The following is a 12962-nucleotide window of genomic DNA, read 5'->3' on the forward strand; positions in this document are numbered from 1 at the left end:
GTGCGGCGACCGTTGGAACGGCCGCAGCAATTGCCACGGCCATTCCTAGATGGACGATACGTCCCTTGCGATTCACTCCGCAGCCACGCCCATGCGCATGCGCTCCATTTCCTCAAGCGCACGACGGTATTCCACCGGCATGACCTTGCGGAACTTCGGACGATACTCTGCCCAGCTGTCGAGGATCTGCTTCGCACGGTTCGAGTCCGTGTAGTGCAGATGGTTCGAGATCAGCTGGTAGAGGCGCTCCTCGTCGTGGCGGGTCATGTCGCCGGACACGTCGACAAGGCCCTTGTGCATGAGGTCGCCGCCGTGATGGTGGAGCTTCTCCAGCATGTCGTCCTCTTCCGGAACCGGCTCGAGTTCGACCATCGCCATGTTGCAGCGTTTGGCGAAATCGCCGCTCTCGTCGAGCACGTAAGCCACGCCGCCCGACATGCCGGCCGCGAAGTTGCGGCCCGTTTCGCCGAGCACGACGACCACGCCACCCGTCATGTATTCGCAGCCGTGGTCACCCACGCCCTCGACAACCGCAATCGCACCCGAATTGCGCACGGCAAAGCGCTCACCGGCCACGCCACGGAAGTAGCACTCGCCGGAGATCGCACCGTAAAGCACGGTATTGCCGACGATGATCGAGTTTTCCGCGACGATGCGGGCGTTTTCCGGCGGACGCACGACGATGCGGCCACCCGACAGACCCTTGCCGACATAGTCGTTCCCGTCGCCGACGAGATCAAAGGTGATGCCACGCGCCAGGAAGGCGCCAAAGGACTGGCCGGCGGTGCCGTTCAGAGTCACGTGGATCGTGTCGTCCTTCAGGCCCTTGTGGCCGTAGCGCTTGGCGACTTCGCCCGAGAGCATCGCACCGGCAGAGCGGTCGATATTCTTGATGTCGACGTCGAAAACGACGGGCTGCTTGGCGTCCAGCGACGGCATCGCTTTCTCGATCAGCTTGCGGTCGAGAATATCCACGATCGGATGGTTCTGGCGCTCCGTCCAGTAGGTGGCGGACTTCGGCGCATCGACCTTGTGGAAGATCTTCGAGAAATCGAGCCCCTTGGCCTTCCAGTGAGCAAGCATCTCGTCCTTCTCCAGAAGCTCCGAGGCACCGATGATCTCGTCCAGCTTGGTCACACCCAGCGAAGCGAGAATTTCACGCACTTCTTCGGCGACGAAGAAGAAGTAGTTGATGACGTGCTCCGGCGTGCCCTTGAAGCGCTTGCGCAGCACCGGATCCTGGGTCGCGACACCAACGGGACACGTGTTCAGATGGCACTTGCGCATCATGATGCAGCCGGCCGCGATCAGCGGAGCCGTCGCGAAGCCGAACTCGTCGGCGCCCAGAAGGGCACCGATGATGACGTCGCGGCCCGTCTTCAGACCACCATCCACCTGCAGCGCGATGCGCGAACGAAGACCGTTCAGCACCAGCGTCTGCTGTGTCTCGGCAAGACCGATTTCCCAGGGCGAACCGGCATGCTTCAGCGAGGTGAGCGGCGAGGCACCGGTACCGCCGTCGAAGCCGGAGATGGTGATATGGTCGGCACGCGCCTTGGCGACACCGGCGGCAACCGTGCCGACGCCGACTTCCGAGACCAGCTTGACCGAGACATCCGCCTGAGGGTTGACGTTCTTCAGGTCGTAGATCAGCTGCGCCAGATCTTCGATCGAATAGATGTCGTGATGCGGCGGCGGCGAGATCAGGCCGACGCCCGGCGTCGAGTGGCGGGTCTTGGCGACAGTCGCATCGACCTTGTGGCCGGGCAGCTGGCCGCCCTCGCCGGGCTTGGCACCCTGCGCGACCTTGATCTGCAGCATGTCGGCATTGACGAGATATTCCGTCGTCACGCCAAAACGGCCGGACGCGATCTGCTTGATCGCCGAGCGCTCGGGATTGGACGATCCGTCCGCCAGCGGCAGATAACGGTCGCTCTCCTCCCCGCCTTCGCCGGTGTTCGACTTGCCGCCGATCCGGTTCATGGCAACGGCGAGCGTCGTATGCGCCTCGCGGCTGATCGATCCGAAGGACATGGCGCCTGTCGAGAAGCGCTTGACGATGTCCACGGCAGGCTCGACGTCATCGAGAGCAACCGGCTTGCGACCGAGCGCTTCCGCCGACTTGATGTTGAAGAGCCCACGGATGGTGTTCATCCGCAGATTGCTGTCGTTCACCATCTCGGCGAATTCGCGGTAGCGCTCCTGGCTGTTGCCGCGAACCGCATGCTGCAGCGAGGCAATCGAGTCCGGGCTCCAGGCATGGTTTTCACCGCGCATGCGATAGGCATATTCGCCGCCCACATCCAGCGTATTGGCGAGCACCGGGTCCTTGCCGAAGGCGGAACTGTGGCGGGTCACGGTCTCGTCGGCGATTTCGGTCAGGCCGATGCCTTCGATGGTCGTGGCGGTCCCGAAGAAATACTTGTCGACCAGCTCGGATGAGAGGCCGATCGCGTCGAAGATCTGCGCGCCGCAATAGGACTGATAGGTCGAAATGCCCATCTTGGACATGACCTTGAGGATGCCCTTGCCCACGGCCTTGATGTAGCGATAGACGACTTCGTCTTCCGAGACTTCCTTGGGGAATTCGCCATGCTTGTGCATGTCGAGCAGCGTGTCGAAGGCCAGATAAGGGTTGATCGCTTCCGCACCATAGCCGGCGAGACAGCAGAAGTGGTGCACTTCGCGCGGCTCACCCGATTCCACAACCAGACCCACCGATGTGCGCAGACCCTTGCGGATCAGGTGGTGATGTACGGCAGCGGTTGCGAGCAGAGCCGGGATCGCGATCCGGTCCGGGCCGATCTGCCGGTCGGAGAGCACGATGATGTTGTAGCCGCCACGGACCGCCGCTTCAGCTCGCTCGCACAGACGATCGAGCATCTCGGGCATGCCTTCGGCGCCACGTCCCACATCGTAGGTGAAATCGAGCGTCTTGGTGTCGAAGCGGTCTTCCATGTGACCGATGGAGCGGATCTTTTCGAGATCGCCATTGGTCAGGATCGGTTGCCGCACTTCCATGCGCTTGGCGTTGGCCATGCCTTCATGGTCGAGAATGTTCGGACGCGGACCGATGAAGGAGACGAGGCTCATGACGAGCTCTTCGCGGATCGGATCGATCGGCGGGTTCGTCACCTGGGCGAAGTTCTGCTTGAAATAGGTGTAGAGCAGCTTCGACTTCGTCGACATCGCCGAGATCGGCGTGTCGGTGCCCATCGAGCCGATCGCCTCCTGGCCCGTCGTCGCCATGGGCGACATCAGGATCTTGGTGTCTTCCGTGGTGTAACCGAAAGCCTGCTGGCGATCGAGCAGCGACACGTCGCGGCGGAGCGCACGCGGCTCCACCGGCTTCAGGTCTTCAAGGATCAGCTGGGTGCGGTCGAGCCATTCGCGGTACGGATGGCTGCCGGCAAGCTGCGACTTCACTTCCTCGTCGGAAATGATGCGGCCTTCCGCCATGTCGATGAGCAGCATCTTGCCCGGCTGCAGGCGCCACTTCTTCACGATCCGCTCTTCCGGAACCGGAAGCGTACCGGCTTCAGACGCCAGAATGACGCGATCGTCGTCGGTCACGAGATAGCGGGCCGGACGCAGGCCATTGCGATCGAGCGTGGCACCAATTTGGCGACCGTCGGTAAAGCAGACGGCGGCCGGACCATCCCACGGCTCCATCATCGCGGCATGATATTCGTAGAAGGCCTTGCGCTCCTTCGACATCAGCTGGTTGCCCGACCATGCTTCCGGGATCAGCATCATCACGGCATGTGCGAGCGAATAGCCACCGCGCTGAAGGAATTCGAGCGCGTTGTCGAAGCAGGCCGTATCCGACTGGCCTTCATAGGAGATCGGCCAGAGCTTGGAGATGTCGTCGCCGAACAGCGGCGAGGACACCGAAGCCTGACGCGCGGCCATCCAGTTGACGTTGCCACGCAGCGTGTTGATTTCGCCGTTATGCGCAACCATCCGGTACGGGTGCGCCAGTTTCCACGAAGGGAAGGTGTTGGTCGAGAAGCGCTGGTGGACGAGGGCCACAGCCGATTCGAACCGCGGGTCGGCAAGATCCTTGTAATAGGCGCCAACCTGATAGGCGAGGAACATGCCCTTGTAGACGATGGTCGAGGACGACAGGGACACCGGATAGAAACCGGTCTCCTGTCCACCATACTGATCGTAGATGCGGTTGGAGATCACCTTGCGCAGCAGGAACAGCCGCCGCTCGAACTGGTCCTGCGTTGCGGCATCGCGGCCGGCACCGATGAAGACCTGGATTTGACGCGGTTCAGTCGCCGCGATTTCCGGCGCCTTGGACAGGGAAGAATTGTCGACCGGAACATCACGATAGCCCAGGAGGGTCTGCCCCTCGGACTGACAGACTTCCGCGATCACCTGCTTGAAGTGGGAGATTTGCATCTCGTCCTGCGGAAAGAAGAAGTGTCCGACAGCGTATTCACCCGCCTTCGGCAGGGTGACACCCTGGGCAGCCATTTCTTCGCGGAAGAAGCGGTCTGGGATCTGCACGAGGATACCCGCACCGTCGCCCATCAGCGGATCGGCCCCGACGGCACCGCGATGGGTGAGGTTTTCCAGGATGAACAATCCGTCCTTGACGATCTGGTGCGACTTCTGCCCCTTCATATGGGCAATGAAGCCGACGCCGCAGGCATCGTGCTCGTTCTTCGGATCGTAGAGACCCTGCTTCGGAGGCAGGCCGGTGCGCGCGATCACCGTGTCGGCGACAGCCTCCGAACGGGCGGACCGCATGACCTCTTCGGATGACGGAACTTTCGTCATGACCTTTACCTCCATAGTAGCCGGACAGGCCGGGCTGATTGGACCCATTTCCAGGCGCCGATGGGCGCCAGCGACAGCCCTGCCATCCTGCACGGATTGCTTGACTACCCCATGACGCCCGAAAACATGCTGCCTTCGAGACTTTAATTAGGTCAACTAGTCTGACCTAATTTCTGATTTTCCTATGACAGAAAGTAAACGCTCATGCAAGAGTTCGCCGGGAAATTAACCGGCACAGGGATGCGAAATTGCCCTCATTGGCGCATCCGCGAAATTTTATTACGCACAAGCTGCGACCCAGGTCACCTTGTTGCGGACTTGGCTGTCGCCGCCCTCATGATGACCGGGCCGGATTGATAGCGAGCCGGAAATGCCTACAGTCCTCGCACCCGCCTATGCCCTAGGAATATTGCCATGCACTTCGCTTCAGACAACTGGTCCGGCGCCCATCCGAGAATCGCCGAAAACCTCACTCGCCATGCCGCCGGCTTCGCGTCTGCCTATGGCACCAGCGACCTGGACAAGGCGGTCGAGGAGCGCTTCAGCGCGATATTCGAACGCGAGGTCGCGGTCTTCTTCGTCGCGACCGGCACGGCTGCCAACTCGCTGGCGCTCGCCAGTCTCGCCAAGGCCGGTGGCGTGAGTTTCTGTCACGCCGATGCCCACGTCAACGCGGACGAAGGCGGCGCGCCTGAATTCCTGACCGGTGCCACCCGGCTCTTTCCCGTCGAAGGGCCGGAAGGCAAGATCGACCCGAGGGCCCTGGAGACCGCAATCGGCCGCTTCGAACCGGCTTCGCCCCATCACGGTCGCGCGATGGCAGTGTCCGTGACCCAGGCGACCGAAGTCGGCACAGTCTATTCCCTCGATGAGCTGGATGCGATTGCAGCGGTGGCCAAGTCGCGCGACCTCCCGCTCCACATGGACGGTGCACGCTTCGCCAACGCCCTTGTTTCCCTGGGCGTGACGCCCGCTGAAATGACCTGGAAGCGCGGCGTCGACATCCTCTCCTTCGGCGGCACCAAGAATGGCTGCTGGTGTGCCGAGGCGATCGTCTTCTTCAACCCGGACCTGGCAACGGACATGCCATTTATCCGCAAGCGCTCGGCCCAGCTCTTCTCCAAGAGCCGTTTCATTTCCGCTCAGCTCGAAGCCTATCTCGAGAACGGTCTCTGGCTCGAACTGGCAGGGCACGCGAATGCCATGTCCGACCGCCTGCGGGCAGGCCTTTCGGGCAAGAACACGGTACGCCTTGCCTGGGATACGACGGCGAACGAGGTTTTTGCCGTCATGGAGAAGTCGTCAGTTGAACGAGCACGCGAAAAAGGGGCGAAATTCCATGAGTGGCAAGCGCCCCAAGGCTGGCTCCCCTTGCCCCGCGAAGACGAAACCCTGGTACGGCTAGTAACAAGCTTTGCAACCACGCAAGATGAAGTTGACCAATTCATAGACGTCGTTTGAGAGAGCCGTTTCTTACAGTTGAAACGCGCACATTTTCCGCAAATAAGCTTGATTTTTCAATCTGGGAACTTCTCGGCATGATGTTTTTGCCAGACCGACGAGGGTCTGAGCAATACGCAATTCACGATCCGAGGAGACCTTCATGAGCAAGAACACACTTAACGCGACGGCTCTCGCCGCTGCTGTCACCATGGCCATCGGCGGCACCGCACTCCTGTCGGGTCCTGCCATGGCCCAGGAAAAGGAAAAGTGCTTCGGCGTTTCCATGGCAGGAAAGAACGACTGCGCCGCCGGCCCCGGCACCACCTGCGCCGGCACCTCCAAGGTCGACTTCCAGGGCAATGCCTGGACCTACGTCGCCAAGGGCACCTGCACGACCATGGCCCTTCCCGATGGCCGCATGGGCTCGCTCGAAGCTCTCGACCGCGACCTGCCCAAGGCCTGAGCCGATACGGCACCTGCGGCCGCCCGCAGGTGCCGTCCTCTCTGTCTGGAGCGTGAGGAGCCGGTCATGTCCGCAAATGCCGTTACAAAAACCCCTGTTACCGTATCGAATCGCAACGCCCGTGGTGAGACACTGCCCCCACGCGCCGGCGCCGGCTTCAAGCCGCAGCACGCCGATACCATTCTGGCCGATGAATTCCGCATCGGCTTTCTCGAAGTGCATGCCGAAAACTACATGGGCGCCGGCGGCCATCCGCACCGCATCTTGACGCGCATACGCGAAGAATTCCCGCTCTCGATCCATGGCGTCGGCCTGTCGATCGGCAGCCCGACCGGCCTCGACCAGGCACATCTCGCGCGGCTGAAAACCGTCATCGACCGCTATCAGCCGGAACAGGTTTCCGAGCATCTCGCCTGGTCGACTCACGAGAGCCATTTCCTCAACGACCTCCTTCCAGTGCCCTATGACGAGGCGACGCTGGCAAGGGTCTGCGATCACATTGACCAGGTCCAGGAAACGCTCGGCCGCCGCATCCTTCTGGAAAACCCGTCCACCTATCTTGGTTTTGAGGCGTCGACGATGAGCGAGACCGACTTCATCCGGTCGATTGCTCGGCGCACCGGCTGCGGCCTGCTGCTCGACATCAACAATGTCCATGTCTCCGCCACCAATCACGGATACGGCGCCCGCGACTATCTCGCTGACTTTCCTCTCCAGTCCGTCGAAGAAATTCATCTTGCCGGCCATGCGGAAGACGTCGATGACTCCGGCCTGCCGCTCCTCATCGACAGCCACGACCGCCCGATCGACGATCTCGTCTGGAAACTGTACGAACACGTCCTCGCCAAACTCGGCCCGCTGCCGACGTTGATCGAATGGGACAATGATGTGCCGGAATGGCCGGTGCTGAAGAGTGAGGCGCAGCGCGCCGACGCGATTCTCGACAGGCACGCCCCGGTCGAACTCGGTGTACGCCATGCGTCCTGACCCGGTACACAATGGCGCCTTTGCCCAGGCGCTTCTTGCCCCCGAACAGCCGCCGCCGGATGGCCTGACCAGCCGCGATGGGCACATTCCGACGCGCCGCTTCGCTGTCTACCGCAACAATGTCGTCGTCTCACTGGTCGATGCCATGGCCTCGATCTTCCCGACCGTGCAGAACCTCGTCGGCGAAGACTTCTTCCGGGCCATGGCCCGCCTCTACGTGACCGGCCATCCGCCGACCTCGCCTTTGCTCTTCACCTATGGCAAAAGCCTCCCGACTTTTCTGGAAACCTTTGCGCCGGCAGCGGACCTGCCGTTCCTCCCTGACGTAGCGCGCGTCGAACGCCTCTGGCTGGACGCCTATCACGCCGCAGATACCCGACCGCTCGATCCTGCCGCCCTCGCCCAGGTGCGTACGGACGAACTGGCCGGCATCCGCTTTACCCCCCATTCGGCGACCCGCCTCGCGCAGTTCAGCCATGCCGCCGGCACAATTGTCCGGCGCGACCGGGCAACGCTGCCGCTCGACGGCGTCAATCCCATGGCATCGGAAACGGTCTTGCTCACACGGCCCGACTGCGATCCTGCGATCGAAGTCCTGCCAGCCGGAGGAGCCGCGTTCTTTCAGGCTCTTCTGAGCGGCGCTCCACTGGGTGAAGCCTGTTTCGCCGCGCAACACATGCAAGGCGACATTCCCGCTCTCATCGGCCTGACCCTGTCGAGCGGCGCCTTTTCCTCGATACACCTGCCCAACGACACAAAACAGGAAGGCGACCGACCATGACATCCGTCACATCCCTCATCGAGTTCTATCGCCGCACGGTTCGCGGGCTGGAAACGGCACTCGACGGCTGGCTTCTGGGCCTCCTTGCCCGCCTGGTCTTCCTCGCGGTTCTCGTACCCTACTACCTCAATTCCGCCCTGACGAAATTCAGCGGCCCCTTCTCGATCGCTGACGGCGCCTACTACCAGATTGCCCTGCCCGCCGTGGATGCGGCAGGCGGCGACATCTCCGCCGTCTCCTTCTTCCCCTGGGGCCTGATGGTCTTTCTTGGCTCCTACGGAGAAATCGTCTTGCCGCTCCTCATCGTCGCCGGCCTCTTTACCCGCATCGCCGCCCTCGGCATGATCGGCTTCGTGGGTGTACAAACGCTGACCGACATCCTTGTCCACAATGTCGATGCCACAACGATCGGCGCGCTTTTCGACCGCTTCCCCGACAGCGTCATCCTCGACCAGCGCCTGCTCTGGACCTTCCCGCTCGCCTATCTCGCGGTGAAAGGTGCCGGCCTGCTCTCGCTCGACAAGCTGCTGAGCACGCTCTGGACACGCAGAACCGGGACCCAACAAAAAAGCGGCCGGCTTTCGCCGACCGCCTGACTGGATGATGCTTGGCGCTCGCGCCTGCGCTTAGTTCACATGCGCCTCGATCGCCTTCGGTGCCGCGCCCACGGGCTCGGCGGCAATCGAGATGCGGCGCGGCTTCATGGCTTCCGGAATGTTGCGCAGGAGGTCGATATGCAACAGCCCGTTCTTCAGCGAAGCGGCGGTGACTTCCACATGGTCGGCGAGCTGGAAGCGGCGCTCGAAGGCGCGCTTTGCGATGCCACGATAGAGGAACTCGCTCTGCTCGACCTTCTCATCCTCGGCCTTCTCCCCCTTGACGGTCAGCACATGGGCATGCGCCTCGATCGAAAGCTCGCTTTCATCGAAGCCGGCAACGGCCATGGTGATCCGGTAGAGGTTCTCACCGGTGCGTTCGATATTGTAGGGCGGATAGCTCTGCGCCTGTTCCGGCTGGCCGAGACTGTCCAGCATGGTGAACAGGCGGTCAAAACCGACGGTGGAACGGTAAAGCGGGGAAAAATCGACGTGACGCATGATGTCCTCCTTGAAGCGACGTTGGCGTTCTCAAACCCGCGCGCATCCCGTTGGGGCGATGGCGGCGGCGGTTCGCGGACCCGTTTGGCGTCCGCAAACCCGATGTGGGAAATGCTTGTCCCGAATTCAAGATCGCAGCGCTCGCAGGAGGTCTGCGCCGATGAACTGTCGGTGAACGCACGGTTCAAGCCGCATTCAACCGTCCCCACATAGTGTCTTCCCATCGGTTGTCTCGACCGTCCGGGCCGGAGATATCGTCCCTTCCTCTTCGACCGGATTTGGCCGGAACCGCATCCTCCGCATGCGGTTCCGGCTTTTTTCTTTGACTTCGGCTTGGGCTGCAGCCTATCCCGGAGAAACGATAAGCGCTTCAACCGACAGGCAGTTGCAGGCATGGACGCCATTCTTCACGCTACCCCCGGCAACCCCATTCCTGGCACGCCAGTGGTTGGCTTCTTCGAAGGATATCGCGGTGCGCGGCTCCGCTATGCTGTGTTCCGGTCGTCCTCGCCAAAACCAAAAGGCACGATTGTCCTGCTCCATGGGCGCAACGAGACGATCGAGAAGTATTTCGAGACGATCCGCGATCTGAACGAGCACGGCTTCTGGGTGGCGACCTATGATTTCCGTGGCCAGGGCGGCTCCGGGCGTCTGCTGAAGGATCCGCGCAAGGGCCATGTCGGCCGCTTCGACCACTATATCCGCGATCTCGAGATCTTTCTTGAGCAGATCGTCCTGCCGGACACACGCCTGCCCTTCTTCATGCTCGCCCACTCGACCGGCGGCCTGATTGCCTTGAAGGCAGCGCCCCGGCTTTCCAACCGCATCGAGCGGATGGTTCTGACAGCGCCCTTCGTCGGCCTGGGTGGCCAGAAGACCTCACCGGAAAACATCCGCAGGGTCGCAGCGCTCGCCGCCTTCACCGGCTTCGGCCAGATAACCCTGAACAAGGATGAAGCGCTGAAACGTTTCGAAGGCAACCCGCTGACGACGGATGCCCTGCGTTTCGCCCGAAACCAACGCCTGTTCGTCGACCATCCGGAACTGGCGCTTGGGCCACCGACGGCACGCTGGCTTTATGAGAGCCAGAAGGCGATCGATGACGTGCGGCGTCCCGGCCATCTCGCCTCGATCACGGTCCCAACCGTCGTCATCGCCCCCGGCAACGACCCGATCGTACCTTTCCATTTTCAGGAATCGCTGGCGCAATATTTCCGCGCCGGACAGCTTGTCCCCGTACCTGGCGCGCGCCACGAGATCCTGCAGGAGCAGGACCGCTATCGCAAACAGGCCTTGGCGGCCATCTTCGCCTTCATGCCAGGCGGTGAGCCGGACGAGACAGATCCAATCGGGCAGCTTACCGATTCAGCACTGGAGACTTGAGCCACCGACCGAACGCTGGCTCAGCGACGCTTCAACATGTCCATCGCCTGCGCATGCACGGTCTTTGAGCCGGCCGCAATGATCGAGCCGCCTGCTTCAGGCCGTCCGCCATCCCAGGTGGTGATGATCCCGCCCGCCTGCTCGATGATCGGGATCAGCGCGCCGACGTCATAGGGCTTCAGCACCGTCTCGATCACGAGATCGACATGGCCGGCCGCCAGCAGGCAATAGGCGTAGCAATCGACGCCGTAGCGGAAGAGCTTGACCTTGTCCTGGACGGCCTGGAAACTCTCGACCTCCCAATCCTTGAAAAGATGCGGCGAAGTGGTGAAGAGGATCGCGTTTTCGAGGCTGCCGCAGTCGCGCACCGCATTCTGCCGCTCGCCATCAGGACCGAAATACCAGGACCGCTCGCCATCGGCATAGTAGCGCTCGCCTGTGAATGGCTGCTCCATCAGCCCCATGACCGACTTGCCATGTTCCTGAAAGCCGATCAGCGTGCCCCAGACGGGCACGCCGGAGATGAAGGCGCGCGTCCCGTCGATTGGGTCGATGACCCAGAGCTGATCGCTATCCATACGGATATTCTCGTGCTCCTCGCCGAGAATGCCGTGGGTGGGAAACTCGGCCTCGACCAGCTGGCGAATTGCGATTTCGGCGGCCTGATCTCCCTCGGTGACGGGATCGAATCCGGCCTTCTCCTTGTTGACGACCGAGAGGCCCGAACGAAAGCGCGGAAGGGTCTCTGCCTTGGCAGCATCAGCAAGGCGGAAGAAGAAATCTCTGTCAGGGCGCATGAAAAATTCCGTCGTCTGGAGGGTATGTCCCTCTTAAAGCCAGTTGCCGGGAAAGAAAACAACCGACTGGCTGAATGCACCCTGCCTGCGCCCTGCGATCACGAGCCGAGGGCCAAATTGCGTAAATTTTGGCCTTGCTCAAAAAAGCACCAAAATCGGACTTGACAATGGTGCACCGCAACATCTAACCTCTCAATTACAGTCTTCTGACTGTAAATACCCTCCTTGGGTGTTTCCTCCCTAGACTTAGCCGCGCCACGAGCGCGGTTTTTTTTGCCCACCGCAACGCGACAGGTTCCCAAAACAGTTCGATTGGAAAGCCTCACTCGGCCGCGAGCGCCTGGTCGATGGCATAATCCGCCACGAATCCTGCCATCTGCTGCATGAACACGGCGATCGAACCCGCAAGGGCGTCGAAATCGGCCCGCTTCTCCAGCCTCGCCTCGTCGATATAGATCGAGCGATTGACCTCGATCTGCAGGGCGTGCAGCCCGCGGGCCGGACGACCATAATGTTCGGTGATGAAGCCACCGGCATAAGGCTTGTTGCGAACGGCCGTATAGCCGAGCTCTTCGAGGAACTGCAGCGCCGCCTGGCTGAGATCCGCCGATGCACTGGTGCCATACCGATCACCGACGATGAAATCGGGCTTCAGCCCGCTACCGGCCACCCTGATATTGCCGGGCATGGAATGGCAGTCGATCAGAACGCCGAAACCGAACATCGCATGCGTCCGGGCGATCAGTCTGCGGAGGCAGGCGTGATACGGCTTGTAGCAGCTCTCGATCCTGTCCATGGCGACGGACAGCGGCATCCGCCGCTCGTAGATCTCCATGTTTTCAGCAACGATGCGAGGGATCGTGCCAAGCCCTCCAGCGACGCGTGCCGAATTGCTGTTGGCAAAGGGCGGCAGCGGATCGGAAAACATCCGGGGATCGAGCTCATAGGGCTCTCTGTTGACGTCGACATAGGCGCGCGGGAAATGCGCGACGAGCAGCGGCGCGCCCAGCCCGGGTGCCGCCGAGAACAGCTCATCGACGAAATGGTCTTCCGACCGGCGAATCGAGACATCATCGAGTCGCGACTCATCCAGAAAGGATGACGGGTATCGGCGGCCGCTATGCGGGGAGTTGTAGACGAAAGGAATGGTCTGGATCGCGGGCTCTCGAACCTCGAACAGCTCGAATTCGTTGGTCATCCGCTTCCCAGGGCCTCTTCTT

10 protein-coding genes are annotated in these 12962 nt (G+C 61.6%); 6 read left to right on the plus strand and 4 right to left on the minus strand.

The genetic code is table 11. The annotated features are described in order from the left end of the window. Window positions 1-72: 72 nt before the first annotated feature. Entirely contained in the window at window positions 73-4791 is a 4719-nt protein-coding gene (gene gltB / locus QTL56_RS09400; protein WP_229574558.1) for a glutamate synthase large subunit, read from the minus strand. A 414-nt stretch (window positions 4792-5205) separates the two neighbouring features. On the opposite strand from gltB, the gene QTL56_RS09405 reads away from it, so the two are divergent. The 5 genes from QTL56_RS09405 (at window position 5206) to QTL56_RS09425 (ending at window position 9061) form a co-directional block, all read left to right on the plus strand. Beyond that, window positions 5206-6252, plus strand: coding sequence for a threonine aldolase family protein (locus QTL56_RS09405; RefSeq protein WP_245136088.1), 1047 nt, complete (start codon window positions 5206-5208; stop codon window positions 6250-6252). A gap of 142 nt (window positions 6253-6394) precedes the next feature. After that, on the plus strand, window positions 6395-6697 hold the full coding sequence (locus tag QTL56_RS09410) for a BufA1 family periplasmic bufferin-type metallophore (RefSeq protein ID WP_229574560.1): 303 nt from the start codon (window positions 6395-6397) through the stop codon (window positions 6695-6697). A 66-nt stretch (window positions 6698-6763) separates the two neighbouring features. Further along, window positions 6764-7684 carry an MNIO family bufferin maturase gene (bufB, locus tag QTL56_RS09415; protein ID WP_245136086.1) on the plus strand — a complete coding sequence of 307 codons (921 nt, stop codon included), beginning with the start codon at window positions 6764-6766 and terminating at the stop codon, window positions 7682-7684. After that, a complete protein-coding gene (locus QTL56_RS09420) occupies window positions 7674-8465 on the plus strand; it encodes an HvfC/BufC N-terminal domain-containing protein (protein WP_245136084.1) in 792 nt (263 codons plus the stop codon). Before bufB ends, QTL56_RS09420 begins: the two co-directional genes overlap by 11 nt. Continuing rightward, a complete protein-coding gene (locus QTL56_RS09425; protein ID WP_245136082.1) occupies window positions 8462-9061 on the plus strand; it encodes a DoxX family protein in 600 nt (199 codons plus the stop codon). Before QTL56_RS09420 ends, QTL56_RS09425 begins: the two co-directional genes overlap by 4 nt. A gap of 30 nt (window positions 9062-9091) precedes the next feature. Here the strand turns inward: QTL56_RS09425 and QTL56_RS09430 are convergent, their stop codons facing one another. Next, entirely contained in the window at window positions 9092-9562 is a 471-nt protein-coding gene (locus QTL56_RS09430) for an Hsp20 family protein (RefSeq protein WP_229574564.1), read from the minus strand. A gap of 393 nt (window positions 9563-9955) precedes the next feature. Here QTL56_RS09430 and QTL56_RS09435 point away from each other — a divergent pair, with 393 nt between their 5' ends. Next, window positions 9956-10945 (plus strand): alpha/beta fold hydrolase, encoded by a 990-nt coding sequence (locus QTL56_RS09435; protein WP_245136081.1) that lies wholly within the window; start codon window positions 9956-9958, stop codon window positions 10943-10945. A 20-nt stretch (window positions 10946-10965) separates the two neighbouring features. On the opposite strand, the gene hisN is transcribed toward QTL56_RS09435, so the two are convergent. After that, the gene (gene hisN, locus QTL56_RS09440) at window positions 10966-11742 is read right to left on the minus strand and encodes a histidinol-phosphatase (protein ID WP_245136079.1); all 777 of its coding nucleotides are present in this window, start codon (window positions 11740-11742) and stop codon (window positions 10966-10968) included. Between the two features lie 322 nt (window positions 11743-12064). Beyond that, the gene (locus QTL56_RS09445; protein WP_229574567.1) at window positions 12065-12940 is read right to left on the minus strand and encodes an N-formylglutamate amidohydrolase; all 876 of its coding nucleotides are present in this window, start codon (window positions 12938-12940) and stop codon (window positions 12065-12067) included. Window positions 12941-12962 lie beyond the last annotated feature (22 nt).

Source organism: Peteryoungia algae (assembly GCF_030369675.1).
Taxonomy (GTDB): Bacteria; Pseudomonadota; Alphaproteobacteria; order Rhizobiales; family Rhizobiaceae; genus Allorhizobium; species Allorhizobium algae.

What these genes read in the sequence shown, in the direction of transcription:
- QTL56_RS09420 (WP_245136084.1), top strand. Translation starts at nt 7,674, where the DNA reads ATGCGTCCTGACCCGGTACACAATGGCGCCTTTGCCCAGGCGCTTCTT.
- QTL56_RS09405 (WP_245136088.1), top strand. Translation starts at nt 5,206, where the DNA reads ATGCACTTCGCTTCAGACAACTGGTCCGGCGCCCATCCGAGAATCGCC.
- QTL56_RS09410 (WP_229574560.1), top strand. Translation starts at nt 6,395, where the DNA reads ATGAGCAAGAACACACTTAACGCGACGGCTCTCGCCGCTGCTGTCACC.
- gltB (WP_229574558.1), bottom strand. Translation starts at nt 4,791, where the DNA reads ATGACGAAAGTTCCGTCATCCGAAGAGGTCATGCGGTCCGCCCGTTCG.
- hisN (WP_245136079.1), bottom strand. Translation starts at nt 11,742, where the DNA reads ATGCGCCCTGACAGAGATTTCTTCTTCCGCCTTGCTGATGCTGCCAAG.
- QTL56_RS09425 (WP_245136082.1), top strand. Translation starts at nt 8,462, where the DNA reads ATGACATCCGTCACATCCCTCATCGAGTTCTATCGCCGCACGGTTCGC.
- QTL56_RS09430 (WP_229574564.1), bottom strand. Translation starts at nt 9,562, where the DNA reads ATGCGTCACGTCGATTTTTCCCCGCTTTACCGTTCCACCGTCGGTTTT.
- QTL56_RS09435 (WP_245136081.1), top strand. Translation starts at nt 9,956, where the DNA reads ATGGACGCCATTCTTCACGCTACCCCCGGCAACCCCATTCCTGGCACG.
- bufB (WP_245136086.1), top strand. Translation starts at nt 6,764, where the DNA reads ATGTCCGCAAATGCCGTTACAAAAACCCCTGTTACCGTATCGAATCGC.
- QTL56_RS09445 (WP_229574567.1), bottom strand. Translation starts at nt 12,940, where the DNA reads ATGACCAACGAATTCGAGCTGTTCGAGGTTCGAGAGCCCGCGATCCAG.